Origin of the sequence: Streptomyces sp. NPDC055955 (assembly GCF_042270245.1) — a bacterium.
In the GTDB taxonomy this organism is placed as follows: Bacteria; Actinomycetota; Actinomycetes; order Streptomycetales; family Streptomycetaceae; genus Streptomyces.
Window position 1 is genome coordinate 257,109 of sequence record NZ_JBHJYS010000001.1, and the last position, 21,692, is coordinate 278,800.

The window sequence follows — 21,692 nt, forward strand, 5'->3', positions numbered from 1 at the left end:
TGTGGGACGGCGGGGTTCGGGGGATGGTCGCGATCATGACAGATCGCCCGTCCCCCACCCCGTCGTCCCCGTCCGGCCCCCCGGACCCGTCGAAGCCGGCGGCCGGGGCCCTCACCACCGCTCCCCCGCACCGCCCGCTGCGCCAGCTCCTCGCCGCCTCCGTCGGCAACGCCGTCGAGTGGTACGACTGGTACGCGTACACCTTTCTGGCCACGTACATCGCGGACCAGGTCTTCCCCAAGAGCTCGGGCAACTCCCTGGTACCGCTGCTCTCCACGTTCGCGGTGTTCGCCGTGGGGTTCTTCATGCGGCCGGTCGGCGGGCTCCTCATGGGGGCGGTCGCCGACCGGCACGGCCGCCGGGCCGCGCTGACCGTGACCATCCTCCTGATGGGCGGCAGCAGCCTGCTGGTCGGACTCACCCCGACGTACGCGGCCGGGGGTGTCCTCGCGCCCGTCGTGCTCGTCCTCGCGCGACTGCTCCAAGGCCTCTCCGTCGGCGGTGAGTTCGCGGCCTCGACCACCTTCCTCGTGGAATCGGCAGGCCCGGGACGGCGCGGCCTGTTCTCGTCCTTCCAGTACGTGTCGACGTCCGCCGGACAGCTCGCGGCGTCCGGAGTCACGGCCGCGCTGGTGAGCACGCTCGGCGACGGGCAGATGGACGGCTGGGGCTGGCGCGTGCCGTTCGTGCTCGGCGCGCTCCTCAGCCTGGTCGGTTTCTGGATCCGGCGCGGCGCGTACGAGACGCGCAGCGCCGAGCAGCGCGCGGCCGAGCGGCCCGGACTCTTCGACGCGCTGCGCCATCACCCGCGCGAGTCGCTCCTGATCTGCGGCATCACCGCGGGCGGCACGCTCGCCTACTACACGTGGACGTCGTACCTGCCCACGTACGCGGAGCTGAACGCGGGCATCGACAAGGCCGACGCCCTGGTCGCCGGCACCGTCGCACTGGCCTTCTTCGCCCTGCTCCAGCCGGTCGGCGGCATGCTCTCGGACCGGTTCGGGCGCAAGCCGCTGCTCCTCTTCTTCGGCCTCGGTTTCGCGCTGCTCAGCGTGCCGCTGCTGCGCTCACTCGGCAGTTCGTTCGCCTCGCTGCTCCTGGTGCAGTGTGCGGGGATGGTGCTGCTCACCGGTTTCACCTCGATCTCGGCCGCGGTCAACGCCGAGGTGTTCCCGGCGCGGGTGCGCGCGGCGGGCATCGGCTTCCCGTACTCCCTGACCGTCGCCCTCTTCGGCGGGACGGCCCCTTATGTCGGCACGCTGTTCAAGGAGACCGGGCACGCCGGACTCTTCCCCTGGTACGTCGCCGTGCTCTGCCTGGTGTCGTCCGTGGTGTACCTGCGGCTGCCGGAGAGCGCGCACAAGGAGCTCGACCGCTGAGGCGTTGCACCGTGTGCAACCACGGTTGCGCCTCTTGTCAGTTGAGGGGGCACGCACCAGGGTAGGACCACGTCACTCTGACACCGGAGGTACCAGGAATGAGCAGCAGCACCGGCCGCCGCCGCCTCCTCGGCGGGATCGCGGCCGTCGCGGCCGGCGGTGTCGTCACGGCGGCGACTCCCGCCCAGGCCAGGACGCCGCGCGCCGGGCGGCCCCTGTTCCTCGGCACGTACACCTCGCAGGACGGCGGTGGCGGCGGCATCGGGCTCGCGACGTACGACGCGAGCACGGGCCGGATCACGGGTGCCGGCACGATCGACGGGGTGGCCGACCCTTCATATCTGGCGGTCCACCCGCGCGGCCACACCCTGTACGCGGTCGACGAGGAGCAGGACGGCGGCGTGACGGCGGTCAGGCTCGCAGACCGGCGCGTGCTCGGCCGGCGGAGCACCGGCGGCGCGGGCCCCTGCCATCTGTCGGTGCACCCGAGCGGCCGGTGGCTGCTGAGCGCCAACTACCTTTCGGGCAGCGTCGCCGTGCACCCCGTCGCCGCGTCCGGCTCGCTCGGCGAACGCACGGCGCTCGTCACGCACACGAAGCCCGCGCCCGGCCCCGGCCAGGAGGGCCCGCACGCGCACCAGGTCATCACGTCCCCGGACGGGCGGCACGTCCTCGCCGTCGACCTGGGCAACGACACCGTCTACACGTACCGCCTCGACACCGCGGCCGGGACGCTCACGCAGGTGTCGTACGCGTCGCTGCGTCCGGGTGCGGGCCCGCGTCACCTCACGTTCCACCCGGGCGGCCGCTTTGCGTACCTCGCCAACGAGGTGGACAACACGGTGGTCGTCTGCGCGTACGACCCGACGACGGGACGCCTCACGCCCGGCGAACCGCAGCCCACCGGCACCGGGTCCGGCACCAGCTACCCGGCGCAGATCCTGGTCACCGCCGAGGGCGGCTTCGCCTATCTCGCCAACCGCGGGCACAACAGCCTGACCCGGTACGCGATCGAGACGGACGGCGCCCGGCTGCGCCTGCTCGACACGGTCCCCGTGGGCGGCGACTTCCCGCGCCACATCGCCTTCTCGCCCGACGAGCAACTGCTGTTCGCCGCGAACCAGAAGTCGGGGTCCGTGACCGTCTTCCACGTCGACCACTGCGACGGCGGGCTCGCCCCGGCGGAGGGCCCCGCGTTCGCCGCACCGATCGCCGTCTGCGCCCTGCCGCTTTAGCGCGTGGTCCAGAAGTGCCGCGGACGGGCGTGAGAGGCCCGCCCGTGGCCGCCCGCGCTCTGAGACCCGGCACTCCACGGCAGTCAGCCGACGACGCCCGACGGATCCACGGGCAGCCTGGCGACGACGGTTCCCGTCACGAGACTCTCCGCGGGGGCGGCGCGCCAGGCCTGACGTTCGGATCAGGCAGGATCAGGCCGGATCAGGGAGCGGGTGCCGGCGCCGTGCGTCGCGAGGCGGAGGAAGGAGCCCACGCGGAGCGTCTGCGACCGACGACAACCCCGCGAGGCGCGGTACCGGCACCCGCGAGCCCGGCATGATCCGAACGACGGGCCCCGGCCCTGATGGGGGTCTCCGGGGCGGGGCTCCAGGGGGACGGCCGTCAGGTCACCGCATGATCCCCGTGAGCGCGTCCCCTTCCTTCGCGCACTCCCACGTCCCGTCGCAGCACGCCTGCCAGGACCGGGCGTCGGGCCCGAGCAGCGTGACGCTCTGGCCGGCGGCCGCGGGCGTCAGCAGGGACAGGCGCAGTCCCGCGGTCTCGACGACCAGGCCGGTGGCGGTCCGGCCCGCTCCCGCCGCCGGGCCGTCCGGCAGCCGCGTGGCCTCGGGCAGCGCCTCGGCGACCTCGCCCGCCGGGTAGCCGAAGAGGTCTATGTCGTCCCAGGCGACCGGTGTCGCGGGGGCGGGGACCGTGGTGGTGACGTCGAGCCGGCACAGCCGGTCCGCCGCGCCGGGGCCGCCGCCCCGGAAGCCGAGCGTGACGCCGTCGAACTCCGCCTCGAAGGCCCAGTCCGGTTCGTGGAGAAGCCCGTTGAGCCAGGCGTCGTGCGCGTGCCGCAGCTCCGGGTACTGCTCGAGCGTCAGCGTCATGCACTGCCGCCTGCGTGTGATCGCGCCCTCGGTGAGTGTGGAGAGCACCTCGTCGGGCGTCATCCCGAACCGCACCGCCCCCGCACCGCCGGGCAGCGTCACGCCTGTGTCCTGCGACAACTCCAGCATTGCCCCATTCTTCACGGCGGGGCCCGGGAGACAACCCCCTTGCGGCCCCGCGCGCTCCTCCAGCAAACCTGCACACCGAATGCGCAGTCCGGTCACGGCGTGCTGTGAATGCGCACAACCCTCGAATACGGACCCGGCCATAAATGCGGGAGTGTCCATTTTGCAGAAATTCATGGAGCCCGCGGGAAAATTCTTACCTGTGGATCCTGTGAAGGGTCTGCTCCCACGATGTGAACACTCCTGCACGCGGCGGTAATTACGTGCCCACACGGCCTCTGACCGGGGACCTTCCGATTGGATGTGCGAGGCGTCATCGTGCTTTGATCCTCCGCACTGCGGGAGTTGCGCAAGTGATTCACGCATTCTGGTAATTACCAATGAGAAGGGCAGCTCATCATGAACTCCACCCCCCAGGTTCAGACCCTTGAGATCTCCGACGCCGACCTCGACAACGTGTCGGGCGGCCTCGTGGGCGGCGTCGCCGCCAACCTGACCAACACGGCCGACTCGATCGCCCCGATCTCGGGCGTCGTCGGTGGCCTGACCGGCACCGTCGAGGGCCTGACCGGCGTCAACACCGCCGCCGTCACCGGCCTGGCCACCGGCCTGACCGCTGGTCTCTGAGCCACGGCTCTGCCAGGGCCCCGGAACCTCCCCCCGGTTCCGGGGCCCTTGGGCACTCCCGGCACCTCGCCGGACCGGAAGACACGTAAGGGAAGTACGTCGTGCAGTTCCGCCAACAGGCCCTGTCCAAACTGCAGTCGCCCGAGGAACTCGACCTTCCCGTGCGGCTCGCCAGGCCCCAGGGCGTACTCGCGCTGGCCGTGACCCTCGTCGTCATGGCGGCCGCGTCCGTGTGGGCGGTGACCGGGTCGCTCTCCTCGACGCTGCGGGTCCCCGGCGTCCTCACCCACGCGCAGGGCAGCTACGTCCTCCAGAGTCCCGTCACCGGTCAGGTCACGGGCGTGCTCGCCAAGGAGGGGCAGCACCTCGCCGCGAACTCCCCGCTCCTCAAGGTCAGTACACCGCAGGGCGACCGCTATGTGCGGACCGTCGACGCGGGCCGCGTCACCACCCTCGTCGCCCGGATCGGCGCGGTCGTCACCACCGGTTCCGACGTGGCGACCGTCGAGAAGACCGGCGCCAAGGACCCCCTCCTCGCGATGCTGTACGTCCCCGCGGACCGCGCGGGCACCGTGCCCGTCGGGGCGGACGTCGACCTCACCGTCCAGTCGGCGCCGTCCCAGCAGTACGGCACACTGCGCGGCCGCGTGCAGGCGGTCGGGCGCGGCGCGCAGAGCGGTCAGCGGGTCGAGGCGTTCCTCGGCGACAAGGAACTGGCCACGCAGTTCACGAAGGACGGCCCGACGGTCGCGGTCCTCGTGAAGCTCGTCGCGTCACCCTCCACCAAGTCGGGCTACGCCTGGTCGGCCAAGGGCGGACCCCCGTACGCGCTCGACTCGATGACCCCCGCCTCCGGCGCCGTGCACCTCGCCGAGCAGCGCCCGATCGATTGGCTGCTCCCGTGAGCCCCTCCCCCGCAGTCCAGCAGCAGCTGCCCCCCGCCGGACACGGCCGCCGCCGCGCGCGCCCCGCGCCGAAGCCGCCGCGGCGGCGCCACCGCACCGTCCGCACACCCACCGTCCTCCAGATGGAGGCCGTCGAGTGCGGCGCCGCGTCCCTCGCGATGGTCCTCGCGCACCACGGCCGCCACGTCCCGCTGGAGGAGCTGCGCATCGCGTGCGGCGTCTCGCGCGACGGCTCGCGGGCCAGCAACCTCCTGAAGGCGGCCCGCAGTTACGGGATGACCGCGCGCGGCATGCAGATGGAGCCGGCCGCGCTCGCGGAGGTCGAGGCGCCCGCCATCCTGTTCTGGGAGTTCAACCACTACGTCGTCTACGACGGCATGGGCCGGCGCTTCGGGCGGCGCGGCGTGCACATCAACGACCCCGACAAGGGCCGCAGGTTCGTCCCCTCCGAGGACTTCGACACCAGTTTCACGGGCGTCGTCCTCGTCCTCGAACCCGGCGACGGCTTCCGCCCGGGCGGGCGCAGGCCCGGCGTCCTGCGAGCGCTGCCCGCGCGCCTTCGCGGCACGACGGGCACGATGCTCGCGGCGCTGCTCGCCAGCCTCCTGCTGGTCGCGGCCGGCGCGGCGCTGCCCGCGCTGAGCCGCACGTACATCGACATGTTCCTCATCGGTGACCAGACCTCGCTCCTCGGCGCGCTGTTCGCGTCGATGGGCGCGATGGTGGCGCTCACGGCCGTGCTCACCTGGCTGCAACAGGCCAATCTGCTGCGCGGGCGCGTCATCGCGTCGACGCTGAGCAGCGCCCGGTTCTTCGGCCATCTCCTGCGGCTGCCGGTGACGTTCTTCGCGCAGCGCAGTCCCGCCGATCTGGTGCAGCGCCTCCAGTCGAACGACGCCGTCTCCGAGACGCTCGCGCGCGACCTGACCGCGGCGGGCGTCGACGGTGTCGTGGTGCTCCTGTACGCCGCGCTGCTGTGGACGTACGACCCGCAGCTCACGCTCGTCGGGGTGGGCATCGCGCTCGGGAACGTCGTCGCGATGCGGATCGTGATCCGGCTGCGGGCCACCCGTACGCAGAAGCTGCGCGCGGACACGGCGCGGCTCACCAACACCTCGTACACCGGCCTTCAGCTCATCGAGACGATGAAGGCGACGGGCGGCGAGAACGGGTACTTCCGGCGCTGGGCCGGGCAGCACGCGACCACGCTGGAGGAGCAGCAGCGGCTCGGGGTGCCGAGCGCGTGGCTCGGGATGGTGGCGCCGACCCTGGCCACGCTCAACAGCGCCCTGATCCTGTGGATCGGCGGCCTGCGCGCGGTCGAGGGGCATCTGTCGGTGGGTCTGCTCGTGGCGTTCCAGGCGCTCGTCACGCGGTTCACGGCGCCGATCACCCGCCTCAACGGTGTCGCGGGACGCATCCAGGACTTCGCCGCCGACGTGGCGCGCCTCAAGGACGTGGAGAGCTTCCCGGCGGACGCCCTGTACACACGGGCCGACGCGACGGCGAGCACCCGCCGCCTGAAGGGGCACGTCACGCTCGACGACATCACCTTCGGCTACAGCCCGCTGGACAAGCCGCTCCTCACGGGCTTCTCGCTGGCGGTCGGCCCCGGGCAGCAGGTGGCGCTCGTCGGCGGCTCGGGCAGCGGCAAGTCGACGGTGTCCCGGCTGATCTCCGGGCTCTACAGCCCGTGGGAGGGCACGATCCGGATCGACGGACAGCGCCTTGAGGACATCCCGCGTGGCGCCCTTTCGGCGTCGGTGTCCTTCGTCGACCAGGACGTGTTCCTCTTCGAGGGCACGGTCCGCGACAACGTCGCCCTGTGGGATCCGTCGATCCCGGACGAGGCCGTCGTCGACGCCCTCAAGGACGCGGCGCTGTACGACGTCATCGCGCGCAGGCCCGGGGGCATCCAGGGCCGGGTCGAGCAGGACGGGCGGAACTTCTCCGGCGGCCAGCGACAGCGCCTGGAGATCGCGCGGGCCCTGGTGCGCCGGCCGAGCATCCTCGTGCTCGACGAGGTGACCAGCGCGCTCGACGCCGAGACGGAACAGCTCATCATCGACAATCTGCGGCGCCGCGGCTGCGCCTGCGTCGTGATCGCGCACCGCCTCAGCACCGTGCGCGACAGCGACGAGATCGTCGTCCTCGACCACGGCCAGATCGTGGAGCGGGGCCGGCACGAGGCGCTCGTCGCCGCCGGCGGACCGTACGCCGAGCTGGTCAAGGAGCACTGACGTGACGTACGCAGATCAGGAGTACGCGGCCGGCGACCAGGTGACCGCCTCCTTCGGCTCCCTGGGCATGCCGGTGGACTGCGCCGGCATGCGCAGCCTGAACCTCGAAGGGCCGCAGGTCCTGTGGCTGGTCGTCCAGGGCGCGCTCGACCTGTTCGCGGTCGACGCGGCCGCCCAGGGGCACTGGCACTTCCTGGGCCGCCTGGAGGCGGGCACCCTGCTGCTCGGCCCGGTCGAGGGACCCCAGCACACCTTGGTGGGCCGCCCGTTGCAGGGCTGCCTGCTGCGCCGTATCGGCCTGCGCGAACTCCAGCGCCCCGACTACGGCGACGCCTCGTGGTCGTACGATCAGCAGTACCTCAGCCAGTACGACACCCAGGACGCGGCCCTCAGTCTCCTCGAGCACGCCTTCGCCCTCGGCGTGGGGCGCAGCCAGCGCGTCCTGTTCGAGGCACCGCTCGACGGCCGGACGGCCGGCGACGACTCCGTGGGCGACGACGACATCCTGTGGTTGCCGATCCTGCCGGGCAGCGTGCAGTACGGGGCCTCGTACAGCGCGGACACCGTGGGCGAGCTGCTCGTCGACGGCTCGATGTGGCAGCGCATGGTCAACCAGCAGTTCCGTCTCCTGTCGGCGCTCGACCGGTGGATCGAACGCCTGGAGAGCGCGCACGAGACCCGGACCGCGGCCGGCATCAAGGCGGGCGAGACCGTCCGCGAGGAGGCCGACCGGACGCTCCTCGCGTCCATCGGCCGCCAGGGCAAGGGGGGTTCGCGGCGCGGCTCCTCCTCGGCGAGCGGGGACGACGCCACGTACGCGGCGTGCAAGCTGGTCGCGGGCGCGGCCGGGATCACGCTCACGGCACCCGAGCGGAGCGGCGCCGTCAGCGACCGCGTCGACCCGGTCGAGCAGGTCGCCGTCGCCTCACGGATCCGCACCCGCGCGGTCCGGCTCGACGGGCGCTGGTGGCGCGAGAACGCGGGTCCCCTGGTGGGTCACCGCTCGGCGTCCGGCGCCCCGGTCGCCCTGCTGTGGCGGCGCGGCGGGTACGAGGCCGTGCATCCGTCGAGCGGGCGGCGGACCCGGGTGGACGAGGACAACGCGCAGGAGTTCGAACCGCGGGCCGTCATGCTCTACCGGCCGCTGCCCGACCGGGCGCTGAGCCCACTGCGGCTGCTGCGGTTCAGCGCGCGCGGCACCCGGGCCGACGTGCGCAACCTGCTGCTCGCCGGGCTCGTGACGGTCGCGATCGGGGCCCTGGTGCCGGTCGCGACCGGGCGGGTGCTCGGCGTGTACGTGCCGAACGCCCAGACGGACCTGATCGTGCAGGTCTCCCTCGCGGTCATGGTGACGAGCATCGTGTCGGCCGCGTTCATGCTGCTGCAGAACCTGACGATCCTGCGCATGGAGGGCCGGATCGAGAGCGCGCTCCAACCCGCCGTGTGGGACCGCCTGCTGAGGCTGCCGACGCGGTTCTTCGCGTCGCGTTCGACGGGCGAGCTGGCGAGCGCCGCCATGGGCATCAGCTCGATCCGCCGCCTCATGTCCGGCGTCGGCCCGGTGGTGGTGCAGTCCGGCACGGTCGGCGCGATGAACCTCGTCCTGCTCCTCCTCTACAGCGTCCCCCTGGCGCTGACCGCGCTCGCCATGCTCGCGGTGATCGCGGGCGTGTTCCTCACGCTCGGGCTGTGGGAGCTGCGCTGGCAGCGCCGTCTCGTCGTCCTCGGCAACAAGCTCAACAACCAGGCGTTCCAGACGCTGCGTGGCCTGCCGAAGCTGCGGGTCGCGGGGGCGGAGAGCTTCGCGTACGCCGCGTGGGCCGGGGAGTTCGCGCGCAGCCGTGAGCTCCAGCGGCGCGCGGGCCGCATCAAGAACCTGACGACGGTCCTCAACGCGGTCTATCTGCCGCTGTGTTCGCTCGTGATGTTCATGCTGCTCGCCGGTCCCGCGCGGGGCACCCTCTCCGCGGGCGACTTCCTCACGTTCAGCACCGCGGTGACGATGCTGCTGTCGTCGGTCACGCAGCTCACGGGCGCCCTGATCTCCGCGGCGGCCGTCCTGCCGATGTTCGAGCAGATCAAGCCCGTCCTCGACGAGGCCCCCGAGGTGCGGGCCGCCAGCACCCAGCCGGGTGAGCTGACCGGCGAGATCGAGGCGCGCGGTGTGTCCTTCCGGTACACGGACGACGGGCCGCTCGTCCTGGACGACGTGAACCTGTCCATCAGGCCGGGCGAGTTCGTGGCGGTCGTCGGGCCGAGCGGCTGCGGCAAGTCCACGCTCCTGCGCCTGCTCATCGGCTTCGACAAGCCGGTCTCCGGCGGTGTCCTGTACGACGGTCAGGACCTCGGCGCGCTGGACCAGGCCGCCGTGCGCCGGCAGTGCGGCGTCGTGCTCCAGAACGCTCAGCCGCTGACCGGGTCCATCCTGGACTGCATCTGCGGCGCCGAGGTGTTCACGCAGGAGGAGGCGTGGGAGGCGGCGGCGATGGCGGGGCTCGCCGAGGACATCAAGCGGATGCCGATGGGCCTGCACACCATGATCGCCGGCGGCGGCGCCATCTCCGGCGGCCAGCGCCAGCGCCTGATGATCGCGCAGGCGCTGATCCGCCGGCCGCGCATCCTGTTCTTCGACGAGGCCACGAGCGCGCTGGACAACGAGACCCAGCGCACCGTCATCGACAGCACCCGCGCCCTGAACGCCACGCGCGTCGTCATCGCGCACCGGCTGTCCACGGTGATGGACGCGGACCGGGTGATCGTCATGGCGGACGGCCGCGTCGTCCAGCAGGGACCGCCGGCGCAGTTGCTCGCGGACACCAACGGGCGGCTGCACGAGCTGGTGCGGCGTCAGATGGCTTAGGCCGCACACGGATCGCGGCTCACACGGGGGCCACACCCGCCGCGAGGACGCGGCCCGCGCGAGGACATTGACAGAACCTCCGAACCCTGTGAACCTTCGTGCTCGAAGTTGCTCGAAACAGCAATAGTTCAAGCACTGGTAAACATCGACCGGCCGGGCTCCACGGGTCACTCGGGTTGAGCGGAGATGCACCTTGCACAGATTGCGAAGACTGCGGCAACGGCGGCCGAGACGGCAACGACCGTCTCACGGGGGCACCTTGGCGGTGATCGGCACGGCCGCGCTCCTCGGCGCGACCCTCCTCGGGGCCCCCGCCCAGCAGGCGAAGGCGGCGACCCCCGGCAGCGGCGTCCTGGACGACGGCCACAAGAGCGTGACCTGGCAGAGCCCCGTGTACGCCGCGGGGACCGTGGGCGATCCCGGCAAGTGCCCGGCCGCCGCGGACGACCCCGACAACAAGGTGTGCGACCGCTTCGACCTCAAGGTGTCGGTCCCCGACGGCTACTGGGACGACAACCCCGAGGGCGGCGTGCCCGTCTCGATCGAGTGGGCCAAGCAGCCCACCGACGACTTCGACATGTACGTCTTCGACGACGCGGGCAAGCAGGTGGCCGCCAGCGCGGGCACCGCCGACCCCGAGGCCACGGTGATCCCGAAGGCCGACGGCACGTACCACGTCGTGGTCGTCCCCTACGACGTGCACGACAACTCCTTCGTGGGCAAGGCGTATCTGCCCGAGACGACCGACGCGGGCGACCTGACCTCCTTCACGGGCAAGGACGGCAGCTACACCATCGGAGCCGGCACCCTCAAGGCGCGGGCCGACTTCCTGACGGGTGGCCGACTGAGGCTCCAGGCCGACCCCTCGGGCACGTTCAGCGACCCGGCCGGTTCGCAGATCGTGCGCAAGCAGCCGGCCCTCGACCCGCACACGTCGTCCTTCGACGCGGGCGCGTACTACGGCATCCGCTCCGCCGGCGCCGTCCTGCGCGTCTACAAGAAGCCGCTGCGCTTCGGCCTCTACAAGGCCGACAACCGGACGCGGATCTGGCAGGAGGACAAGCCCCTGCGCTGGTCCACCGGTGGCATGCGGCAGAGCCTGGAACGCGGCAAGGACGAGCAGTTCTTCGGCGGCGGCGAGCAGAACGGCTCGTTCTCGCACCGCGACAAGACGGTCTACGTCGCGAACAACACCAACTGGAACGAAGGCGGTTACAACAACTCACAGCCGTTCTACCTCTCTTCGGCGGGCTACGGCGTCTACCGCAACACCTTCGCCCCGGGCGTCTACGACTTCGGCCCCTCGGTCCACGCGGGCCAGCAGGAGCGCCGCCTCGACGCGTACTACTTCCTCGGTGACGCGAAGAAGGTGATCGGCGGCTACACGTCGCTGGTCGGCAAGCCGTTCATGCCGCCGGTGTACGGCCTCGAACCCGGCGACGCCGACTGCTACCTCCACAACGCCAACCAGGGCGAGCGCCACACCCTCGACTCCCTGAAGGTCGCCGACGGATACGTCGAGAACCAGATGCCGCTCGGCTGGATGCTCGTCAACGACGGCTACGGCTGCGGCTACGAGAACCTCGCCGAGACCGCGAAGGGCCTCCAGGACCGGGGCACCGAGATGGGCCTGTGGACCCAGGACGGCATCGACAAGCTCGCCGACCAGGTGAAGGCCGGACAGCGCGTCGCGAAGCTCGACGTCGCCTGGGTCGGCAACGGCTACGGCATGTCCCTGGACGCCTGCGACAAGGCGAAGGCCGGCATCGAGGACAACAGCGACGCGCGCGGCTTCGTCTGGATGCCCGTCTCGTGGGCGGGCGCGCAGCGCTGCGGCGTGCTGTGGAGCGGTGACCAGAAGCTGTCGTGGGACTTCGTGCGCTGGCAGATCCCGACGTACGCGGGCGCCACGATGTCGGGCATCGCGTACAACACCGGTGACGTGGGCAGCATTTACAGCCACGACGCCAAGATGTACGCGCGCGACCTCCAGGCCAAGACGTTCCTGCCGGCGATCATGACGATGGACGGCTGGGCCAGGGACATCACCACCGGCAAGAAGATCAACCAGCAGCCGTGGGTGGACGGCGAGCCCTACACGTCCATCAACCGCAAGTACCTCCAGCTGCGCGAGCGCCTGCTGCCGTACCTGTACACGCTGTCCGCCGAGGCGGCCAGGACCGGCGTCGGCGGTGTGCGCCCGCTCTACCTGGAGTACCCGGACGACCCCGCCACACTGGGCGCGAACGCCAAGTACGAGTACCTGGCGGGTGACGACTTCCTGGTCGCCCCGGTCTACCAGGACTCGGACACACGTGACGGCATCTACCTGCCCAAGGGCACGTGGACGGACTACTGGACGGGCAAGACGTACCACGGTCCGACGACGATCGACGGCTACCACGCGCCCATCGACACGCTCCCCCTCTTCGTCAAGTCCGGTGCGGTCGTGCCGATGTGGCCGAAGGGGACGACGTCGTACAAGTCGCGTGACGTCCACGAGCTGGACTGGGACGTGTACCCGCAGGGCCGCTCCTCCTACACGCTGTACGAGGACGACGGCGTGACCCGCGACTTCGCCAAGGGCGCGTCGGCGACGCAGCGCGTCACCGTCGAGCAGGACAAGCACGCGACGGAGGTCAACGTCGGTGCCAGCAAGGGCAGTTACAAGAACAAGCCCGACTCCCGTGCCTACCGGTTCACCGTCCACGGCGAGAGCGCGCCGCACCGGGTGTCGGCGGAGGGGCGCACGCTGCCCCGCGTCGCCTCGGCGGACGCGCTCGCCGCGGCGGGGTCCGGCTGGTACTACGACGCGGACACGGGGGTGACGACGGTGAAGACCGCGCGCCAGTCCCTCGACCGCGACTTCACGGTGACGCTGCGGCGCTGATCCGCAGGACGGAGTGAAGGGGGCGGGTCCGCAGACGCGGGCCCGCCCTCGGCCATTGTCCCGTACGGCGAGTCGGCTCCCACCGATGCTGCAGCTCGCGGCGCCGTGCGTACCGACAGGCATCGCCGCCGGCGTCAGCGGGGTCCGGCCGCCAACCGGACGGCGAGCACACGGAGAACACGGAGAACACCTTCACCGCAGGATTCCCGGCCGCCTCCGGCCGCCTGCCCGCGCACCAGCGGGTTTGCTCGTGCGACTCGGGCTGCTCGTACGATGGCTGCCAGCGGTCCGCGCGAGCGTGCGGAGGAAGGGGTGAGGGTGTCCGCCACAGTCGACTCGCGGCGTCGCGTCCGCGTTGCGCCGGCCAACCCCGAGGCGGCCGGTCCGGCCGGAGCCCCGTGCGCCACGCCGACCAGCACGTCTTCGGCCCGATGATAGGTTCGACCGCGTGATATCGACGGGGCCACTGAGCCGTACGGCGCTGAGCCGAGTCACCTTGGTGGGTGCGCGCGGACGCGTCGGACTCGTCCTGCCGTCCCACGAGCCGCTCGGCGTGCTCCTGCCGGACGTGTGGCCCGCGGAACGCGTGCGGGTCCGGCTGCGCCGGGTCGGCGACGTACTCGAATCAGTCGGTGTGATCGCGCTGCTCCCGTTGGTGATCGGCGTGTTCGGTGTGTACGGGCGTCTGCTCGGCACGTTCACGTAAGGGCTCGGGGAATGACGCAGAACGACTGGCAGAACAACGTGCTGCGGGACCTGCTCCGGCAGACCCAGGCACAACTGGGCGGGGAGGGCGGCGGGATGACGGCCTCCGAGGCGCCCGGTTCCGGGCCGGCGGGGCAGGACTCCGAGGCGGGCGGCGAGGCCGGGACGTCAGTGGCGCCACCGCCCGCGCCCGGACGTGCCCGGCTTCCGCGCCGACGTCCCAACACGGCCCCGTCACCGGACGCGGGCCCCGGCCCGTCGCCCTCACCGCCGCTCGACCCGGATGTCGACACCACGGACGAGCCCGCTCCCGGGGCGGCCACCCCGGCGCCGCTTCAGACATCCGCCCCGGCCCCGCGCCGGACGGCGTCACTCGCGGCGCGCCTGGCGGCAGGCCGAGCGGAGCGGCCGACCCCACCGACGGACGCGAAGGCCACCCTCGCGGTGCCAGCACCCCCGCATGCCCCGGCGCCGGACGCGCCGACGTCTGCGCTCATGGCCTACGTCACGGACGCGGCACCGGTCCCGGAGGCATCGACCGACACCCCCGCCGACGCACCGCAGGCCCCAGCGCCCCCGGCGCCGGCGCCCCGGCCCACCAGCACGGGCGCGTCCGCGATACCGAACGTGTCCATCGAGATCCAGACGAAGACCACGCCGCCCCCCGCACCCCGGACCGAGACCACGGACGCCGCAACGCCCGCCCCCGTGACGGCCACCCACACCCCGGCCCCCGGCGCACCCACCCCCACACCCTCAGCCAACATCCAGAACACCACGCCACCCGCCGCAGCGACAGCCACCCACGCACCGGCCACACCGACCCTCGCACCCCGGACCGAGGCCACGGTCGCCGCAACGCCCGACCCCGTGACGGCCACCCACACCCCGGCCCCCGGCACACCCACCCCCACACCCCGGCCCCAGATCACGGACGCTCCGCCCACCCCCAGCTCCCCCGCCCACACCCCACCCCCGTACACCCCGGCCTCACCGCTGCCGCCCGCTCCGGCCCTCTCAGGGCTCCCCGCCCCCTACACGCCCGCGGCCGCGCCGACGCCCCAGCCGCACGTGCCCGCAGTCGCGCCCCACTCCCGCTCGCGGAACTCCCTCCTCCCCGCCGTCACCCCCGAATCCGTTCCCACCGTCGACCCGCGGCTCGCGGGGGCGCACGGGCGGGCTCAGCACGGGGACACCGTGGCGCGGCGTACCGGGCGCTCGCTGCGCAGGCTCGCCTCGTCCGTCGCGCAGGACTCGTCCGAAGAGACGCGTCTCGCACGGGAGTTGCAGCAGCCGGTGGCCGGCGGCCGGGTGATCGCCGTGACGTCCATCCGCGGGGGCGTGGGCAAGACCACCGTGTCGGCCCTCCTCGCCCGCACGCTCAATCACTACCGTCACGACCCGGTGCTCGCGCTGGAGGCGGACGCCGCGCTCGGCACGCTGCCGGTACGGCTGGGCGCCGAGTCGGTGCGCTGGTCGTGCCCGGACCTCGCACAGATCCTCAAACCGTCGATGCAGCTCACCGACGTCACCGGCTATCTCGTACCGGTCACCGACGGCGGCTGGCTGCTGCCGGCGAGCCAGGGCCGCGTCGGCGCTCCGCTGGACGTGCGCACGTACAGGACCCTGTCGCTCGCGCTGCGGCGCTACTTCGCGGTGACGGTCGTGGACTGCGAGACGCTGCCGGGCGAGGTGGCGCGTACGGCGATGGACACGGCACACGCGCGCGTGGTGGTCGCCCCGATGACGGCGGAGGGCGTGGGCGGCACGCGTGTGGTGCTCGACTGGCTGGCGCAGCTGCCGAAGGCGGCCCTGGCCGCCACCGTCGTCGCGCTCACGTCGAGCGCGCCCGACATGACGCTCGACCTGAAGGCGGCGACCGCGCACCTGCGGGAGACGGGGGTCGCGGTCGTCCATCTGCCGTACGACCGTCATCTGGCCGCGGGTGGCCCGATCAGGACGGCGCTCCTGTCGGAGGCGACGCAACGAGCGGCGACGGGCCTGGCGGCCGAGGCGGTACAGCGGGCGGCCGCGGCGAGGTAGCGGCACGCGGAGCGCTCCACCGGAACCCGGCTCCCGCGACCGGGCCCCGACCGGGCCGAACCGTCGTCACCGGCGGCAGCACCGGCCCCGAAGCCCACGCTCGCCCCCGCCCCCCGAGCCGGTCGCCCGGTCCGGGTCGCCGGAGAGCGCCGGGGACTGACGGCGCGCCCGCGGGCGACCCGTCGGACGAAGACACACGTCAGATGAAGCGGCCGCCCGCCACCTCCAGGACGCAGCCCGTCGTGTACGACGACAGGTCGGAGGCGAGGAACAGGACCGTGCCCGCGACCTCCTCGGGTTCGCCGGCGCGGCGCATCGGCACCTCGGCGAGCTTGGCGTTCCAGATGTCCTCGCGAAGGGACTCCGTCATCTCGGTGCGGATCAGGCCGGGCTGGACGGCGTTGACGCGTACGCCCCGGTGGGCGAGTTCCTTCGCGGCGGCCTTGGTGAGGCCGACGAGACCGGCCTTGGCCGCGCTGTAGTTGGTCTGTCCGACCATGCCGACCTTGCCGGAGATCGACGAGATGTTGACGATGGAGCCGCTCCCCTGCTCGCGCATGACTTCGGCGGCCGCCCGGGTGCCCAGCCAGGCCCCCTTGAGGTGGACGTCGACGACCGCGTCGAAGTCGGCCTCGGACATCTTGCGCAGCGTGGCGTCCCGGGTGATACCCGCGTTGTTGACCATCACATCGAGGGAACCGAACCGCTCGACGCAGCCGCGTACGGCGGCCTTCACCGCGTCGGCGTCGGTGACGTCGCAGGTGACGGCGGCCACCTGGGTACCGGTGGAGTCGAGGGCGCGGGCGCTCGCCTCGGCCGCGGGGCCGTCGATGTCGGCGATGACGACGCGCGCCCCGTTCTTGTGGAAGGCCGTGGCGATGGCGAGGCCGATCCCCTTGGCCGCCCCGGTGACCAGGGCGCTCCTGCCGTGCAGCATGGGTCGAATCTCCTTCTCGGATGTGTCAGTTGAGGGTGTCGGCGGTGCCGAGCAGCGCGGTGACCTGGCTGGAGAGCACGCCTCCGTTGCCGTGGGCGAGGGCGACGCGGGCCCCGTCGACCTGGCGTTCGTCGCAGTCGCCGCGCAGTTGGCGTACGGCTTCGATGACGGTGAAGATGCCGTACATGCCGGGGTGGCCGTACGAGAGGCCGCCGCCGTTGGTGTTGACGGGCAGCCTGCCGCCGGGCGCGATGCCGCCGTCGGCGACGAAGGGACCGCCCTCCCCCTTGGCGCAGAACCCGAGGTCCTCCAGGAACAGGACGGGGTTGATGGTGAACGCGTCGTACAGCTCGACGACGTCCACGTCGCCGGGGGTGAGCCCCGCCATGTCGAAGGCGCGGCGCCCGGACTCGGTCGCCGCCGTCACCGTGAGGTCGGGCATCCGCGAGATGTTGCGGTGCCAGGTGGCCTCTCCCCCGCCGAGCAGATAGGCGGGCGCGGCGGCCAGGTCGCGGGCCCGCTCGGCCGAGGTGACGACGAGGGCGCCGCCGCCGTCGGTGACGAGACAGCAGTCCCGTACGGTCAGCGGGTCGCTGATCATGCGGGAGCCGAGGACGTCCTCGCGGGTGAGCGGCTTGCGTTCGAAGGCGGCCGGGTTGAGCTGCGCCCACGCGCGGGCCGCGACCGCCACATCGGCCAGCTGCTCCCGCGTGGTCCCGTACTCGTACATGTGCCGCGAGGTGGCGAGCGCGTACATGCTCAGCGGGTAGCGGGGGCCGTACGGCTCCTCGTACGCGTCCGGCCTGGTCGGGGAGACGAGGCGGCCGCCGTCGGAGCGCTGCGTGCTGCCGTACACGATCAGCGCGGTGGTGCACAGGCCCTGCTCGATCGCGGCGGCCGCGTGCAGGAGGTGGGAGACGAACGAGCTGCCGCCGATGTTGGTGCCGTCGAGGTGGCGGGGGCGGATGCCGAGGTACTCGGCGGTGTCCATGGCGGCCATCGGCAGGTACGACGAGGCGGTGAACAGGCCGTCGACCTCCGACTTGGCGATGCCCGCGTCCTCCAGCGCGCGGGCGGTGGCCTGGCCGACGAGATCGAGGTGGGTGAGGCCGGGGGCGACCTCGCCGAGGTCGGACTCGGCCACACCGACGACGGCGGCCCTGCCGCGCAGCGACTGTGTCATCGGGCGTCCTCCTTCGGCTCGAAGACGGCGGCGTCGCCGTCCGCAGTCGTACGGAACCGGACGCGGTCGCCGATCGCGACGTCCTTCGGAGCGGGCCCCTCGACCCGCGACATCATGCGGAAGCCGTCGTCGAGGTCCACGAGTACGACGTTGTGCGCGCCGTCGCGGCCGCGCACGACGGTGGTCGCGTACACGGTGCCGTCACCGGTGCTGCGCTCCCAGCCCAGCTTCTGCGTGCCGCAGTCGGGGCAGAGGGTGCGGGGCGGGAAGACGGCGGCCGCGCAGTGCGCGCAGCGCTGGTAGCGCAGTTCGCCGCGGCTGAGGCCGGCGCGGTGGGCGTGGGCCGGGGACGGGTGTTCGGGTGTCTGCAGGGGTTCGGGTGGGTTCATCGTGCGTCCTGTTCCGAAGGGTCGCTCAGCAGGGCGAGGCAGTCCACGGCGACGGCGCCGTCGCCCGCGGCGCCGCACAGCAGCGGGTTCACATCGAGTTCGAGGAGGTCGTCGGCGAGGTCGGTGGCGAGCCAGGACAGGCGGACGAGCGCGTCCGCCACGGCGTCGACATCACGCGCGGGCGCGCCGCGCACCCCGTCGAGGACGCGCGCCGCGCGCAGCGAGCGCAGCATGCGCACCGCCCCCGCGTGGTCGACGGGGGCCACGGCGACCTGGCTGTCGTCGAGCACGTCGACGAGGACACCGCCGAACCCGGCGACCACGACGGGCCCGAACGCGGCGTCGCGCTGGATCCCGAGGATCAGCTCGGTGCGGTCGCCGTCGGCCATGCGCTGCACGAGGAGCCGCGCGTCGCCGACGCCCTCGCGGGCCGCGGCCGCGAGGATGTCCCGCGCGGCGTCACGCACGCCGTCCGGCGTGGTCAGGCCGAGCCGGACGCCCCCCATGTCGCTCTTGTGGGCGATCTCCGCCGACAGCAGCTTGACGGCCAGGGGCCCTTGGAGGTCCGCCGCCGCCCGTACGGCGTCCTCGGGGTCGCGTGCGGTGCGGGCCTGCGCGCAGTGGAGTCCGTAGGCGGCCACGAGCCGGGCGGACTCGTGCTCGTCGAGCCGGGTGCGGCCCTGGGCGCGGGCCTCGTCGACGATCGCGCGGGCGGCCTGCGGGTCGGTGCCGGTGGGGCGTGCGCCCGTCGGAAGGGGCGGGCGGAGGCTGAAGTCGGCGAGGTGCCCGAGAGCGGCGGCGGCCCTGCCCGGGTCGCTGTAGCAGGGCACGCCCAGCTCGCGGAGCCGCTGCCGCGCCCTGCCGTTGCCGCCGGTCCAGACGACGACGAGCGGCTGGTCGGTGGAGCCGTGGGCCTTCGCGATGGCGTCGGTCAGCTCGTCGATGTCGCCGTCCGCGTTGCCGAGCAGCACGCCGATCATGTCGGTGCCGGGGTGTTCGAGGGCCACGTCGAGGGCGCGGCGCAGCATGTCGGGTTCGCTGACCAGTGCGGCGGTCAGGTCGACCGGGTTGCGGGGCGAGCCGAACGGGGGGATGACGGCGGCCATGCGCCGCTGCCACTGTTCGTCCCAGGTGTCGACGGTGATGCCGTGGGTGGCGGCCTCGTCGGCCATGAGGACTCCGGCGCCGCCCGACAGGGAGAGGGTGGTGAGACGGCGGCCCCTGGTGCGCCGGCCGGTGGCGAAGATCTGGGCGGCGTCCAGCATGGGTTCGACGCCGCTCACACGGGTGAGGCCGAACTGCCGTGCCGCGCCGTCGAAGACGCGGTCCTCGCCGGCCAGTGACGCGGTGTGCGACTGGGCGGCGCGGGCACCGGCGGCGGAGCGGCCCACCTTCACGGCGACGACGGGCTTGTCGGACGCGTGCGCGGCGCGGGCCGCTTCGAGGAGTCCAGGGCCGTCGCTGACGCCTTCGAGGTAGGCGAGGAGGACCTTCGACTCGTCGGTCGCGGCGAACGCGCCGAGGAGTTCGGACACCGAGATGTCGACCTCGTTGCCGGTGTTGACGTAGTGGGCGAGGCCGATGCCGTACTGGCGGGCCTCGCTGAAGATGAACGAGCCGAAGGCGCCGCTCTGGCTGACGAACGCGACGGGCCCCGGGCGCAGTTCGATGTTCTCGTCGAGCGCCGACGTGAAGGTGGGCACGGCCCGGTCGTGGACGCTGATGAGGCCGAGACAGTTGGGCCCGAGGACGCGGACGCCGCTCTCTTCCCCGGCGGCCCTCAACTCCCTTTGAAGCACGGCGCCTTGTTCACCGGTCTCGGCGTAGCCGGCGGCCGCGACAATCGCCACCCGGATGCCGCGGCGCCCGCACGCCCGGACGCCGTCGGCCGCGTGGGCGGCGTCGAGCATGACCATCGCGAGGTCGATGTCGCCGTCGATCGCGTCGAGCGTGGGGTGGGCGGGCAGGCCCTGGACGGTGGCGCGACGGGAGTTCACCGGCAGGATGCGGCCCCCGTATCCGAAGCGCTTGAGGTAGTCGACGGGACGGCCCGACAGCTTTCGCGGGTTGTCGGAGGCGCCGAGTACGGCGATGGAGCGGGGGTGGAGCAGGGTGTCGACGAGGTCCGTGCGGGACGGTCGCGCGCTCATGCCCCGGCCTCCCGCAGCAGCCCCTTGCCGATGATGAGTTTCTGGATCTCGCTCGTGCCCTCGTAGATCCGGAAGAGGCGCGCGTCGCGGTAGAGGCGCTCGACGGTCGAGTCGCTCATGTAGCCGCTGCCGCCGTGCACTTGGACGGCCCGGTCGACGACCCTGCACACCATTTCGCTGCAGAACAGCTTGGCGCTGGAGGGCCCCATGCGGGTGTCGGTGCCCGCGTCGAACGCCTCGGCGGCGGCAAGCACGAGGGAGCGGCCCGCGAGGAGTTCGGCGTGCGACTCGGCGAGGAGTTCCTGGACGAGCTGGAAGCGGCCGATGGACTCGCCGCCCTGCTCGGCGGTGGCGGCGTAGCGCACGGCCTCGTCGAGTGCGCGGGCCGCGAGGCCGACGCACAGGGCCGCGATGTGCAGGCGGCCGCGCGTGAGGGAGGCCATCGCGGCGCGGAATCCGGTGCCGGGTTCGCCGCCGAGCACGGCGTCGGCGGGGACCCGCGCGTCGTCGAAGTAGACCGGTGCGGTGTGGGCGCCGCGCTGGCCCATCTTGCGGTCCGGCGGCCCGATCCGTACGCCCGGCGCCGTGCTCTCCACGAGGAAGGCGGAGATCCCGGCGTGGGCCTCGGCGTCGGGGTCGGTCCGGGCGAAGACGACGAACAGGTCGGCGTGGTCGGCGTTGGTGATGAACCGCTTGGCGCCGGACAGGACCCAGCCGTCGCCCTCGCGGACGGCGCGGGTGCGTACGCCGCTGGGGTCGGAGCCCGCGCCGTCCTCGGTGAGGGCGAACGAGGCGACCGCGGAGCCGGCGGCGAGCGCGGGCAGCCAGCGCTTCTGCTGCTCGGGCGTGCCGAAGTTCACCAGGGCCTTGCCCGCGATGCCGTTGTTGGTGCCGAGCATGGACCGGAACGCCGGTGTGGTCCAGCCGAGTTCGATGGCCAGGCGCACGTCCTGGCGCATGTCGAGGCCGAGCCCGCCGTACTCCTCGGGCAGTGCCCAGCCGAACAGGCCCATGTCGGCCGCGCCGCGCCGCAGCCGCTCGGGTATGGCGTCGCTCTGCTCGATCTCCTCCTCCAGCGGTACGACTTCACCGCGGACGAAGTCCTTCACGGTGCGCAGGATGTCCTCGAAGACATCGGAGTCCATGGCTG

14 protein-coding genes and 1 pseudogene are annotated in these 21,692 nt (G+C 72.5%); 9 read left to right on the forward strand and 6 right to left on the reverse strand.

Features of this window, described 5'->3' with window-relative positions; all coding sequences use genetic code 11:
• Positions 1-35: 35 nt before the first annotated feature.
• Entirely contained in the window at positions 36-1,379 is a 1,344-nt protein-coding gene (locus ACFC96_RS01030) for an MFS transporter (RefSeq protein ID WP_376609438.1), read from the forward strand.
• Between the two features lie 98 nt (positions 1,380-1,477).
• Positions 1,478-2,614 carry a lactonase family protein gene (locus tag ACFC96_RS01035; RefSeq protein ID WP_376609440.1) on the forward strand — a complete coding sequence of 379 codons (1,137 nt, stop codon included), beginning with the start codon at positions 1,478-1,480 and terminating at the stop codon, positions 2,612-2,614.
• 387 nt (positions 2,615-3,001) lie between these two features.
• Here ACFC96_RS01035 and ACFC96_RS01040 read toward each other — a convergent pair whose 3' ends face one another.
• Positions 3,002-3,616, reverse strand: a complete 615-nt coding sequence (locus ACFC96_RS01040; RefSeq protein ID WP_376251643.1) for a hypothetical protein — start codon at positions 3,614-3,616, stop codon at positions 3,002-3,004.
• Between the two features lie 396 nt (positions 3,617-4,012).
• Here ACFC96_RS01040 and ACFC96_RS01045 point away from each other — a divergent pair, with 396 nt between their 5' ends.
• The 7 genes and pseudogenes from ACFC96_RS01045 (at position 4,013) to ACFC96_RS01075 (ending at position 15,883) form a co-directional block, all read left to right on the forward strand.
• Entirely contained in the window at positions 4,013-4,240 is a 228-nt protein-coding gene (locus ACFC96_RS01045; protein WP_376251641.1) for a type A2 lantipeptide, read from the forward strand.
• Between the two features lie 101 nt (positions 4,241-4,341).
• Entirely contained in the window at positions 4,342-5,145 is an 804-nt protein-coding gene (locus tag ACFC96_RS01050; RefSeq protein ID WP_340458961.1) for an HlyD family efflux transporter periplasmic adaptor subunit, read from the forward strand.
• Complete coding sequence (locus ACFC96_RS01055; protein WP_376251639.1) at positions 5,130-7,385, forward strand: NHLP family bacteriocin export ABC transporter peptidase/permease/ATPase subunit; 2,256 nt, start codon at positions 5,130-5,132, stop codon at positions 7,383-7,385. Before ACFC96_RS01050 ends, ACFC96_RS01055 begins: the two co-directional genes overlap by 16 nt.
• 67 nt (positions 7,386-7,452) lie before the next feature.
• The gene (locus ACFC96_RS01060; protein ID WP_376609897.1) at positions 7,453-10,245 is read left to right on the forward strand and encodes an NHLP bacteriocin export ABC transporter permease/ATPase subunit; all 2,793 of its coding nucleotides are present in this window, start codon (positions 7,453-7,455) and stop codon (positions 10,243-10,245) included.
• 265 nt (positions 10,246-10,510) lie between these two features.
• Positions 10,511-13,135 carry a TIM-barrel domain-containing protein gene (locus ACFC96_RS01065; protein ID WP_376609899.1) on the forward strand — a complete coding sequence of 875 codons (2,625 nt, stop codon included), beginning with the start codon at positions 10,511-10,513 and terminating at the stop codon, positions 13,133-13,135.
• A gap of 544 nt (positions 13,136-13,679) precedes the next feature.
• A pseudogene (locus tag ACFC96_RS01070) lies at positions 13,680-13,841 on the forward strand (type VII secretion integral membrane protein EccD); the annotation flags it as partial.
• Between the two features lie 11 nt (positions 13,842-13,852).
• Entirely contained in the window at positions 13,853-15,883 is a 2,031-nt protein-coding gene (locus ACFC96_RS01075; RefSeq protein ID WP_376609442.1) for a hypothetical protein, read from the forward strand.
• 199 nt (positions 15,884-16,082) lie between these two features.
• On the opposite strand, the gene fabG is transcribed toward ACFC96_RS01075, so the two are convergent.
• Genes fabG through ACFC96_RS01100 form a run of 5 tightly spaced genes read right to left on the reverse strand, consistent with a single transcriptional unit; the run spans position 16,083 to position 21,687 of the window.
• Positions 16,083-16,820, reverse strand: coding sequence for a 3-oxoacyl-ACP reductase FabG (gene fabG / locus ACFC96_RS01080; protein WP_266675428.1), 738 nt, complete (start codon positions 16,818-16,820; stop codon positions 16,083-16,085).
• A 25-nt stretch (positions 16,821-16,845) separates the two neighbouring features.
• The gene (locus ACFC96_RS01085; RefSeq protein ID WP_376251635.1) at positions 16,846-18,003 is read right to left on the reverse strand and encodes a thiolase; all 1,158 of its coding nucleotides are present in this window, start codon (positions 18,001-18,003) and stop codon (positions 16,846-16,848) included.
• Complete coding sequence (locus ACFC96_RS01090; protein ID WP_376251634.1) at positions 18,000-18,392, reverse strand: Zn-ribbon domain-containing OB-fold protein; 393 nt, start codon at positions 18,390-18,392, stop codon at positions 18,000-18,002. Before ACFC96_RS01090 ends, ACFC96_RS01085 begins: the two co-directional genes overlap by 4 nt.
• Positions 18,389-20,542, reverse strand: a complete 2,154-nt coding sequence (locus ACFC96_RS01095; protein WP_376609444.1) for an acetate--CoA ligase family protein — start codon at positions 20,540-20,542, stop codon at positions 18,389-18,391. The genes ACFC96_RS01090 and ACFC96_RS01095 overlap by 4 nt, the downstream gene beginning before the upstream one ends.
• Positions 20,539-21,687 carry an acyl-CoA dehydrogenase family protein gene (locus tag ACFC96_RS01100; RefSeq protein ID WP_376251630.1) on the reverse strand — a complete coding sequence of 383 codons (1,149 nt, stop codon included), beginning with the start codon at positions 21,685-21,687 and terminating at the stop codon, positions 20,539-20,541. Before ACFC96_RS01100 ends, ACFC96_RS01095 begins: the two co-directional genes overlap by 4 nt.
• Positions 21,688-21,692: the final 5 nt, after the last annotated feature.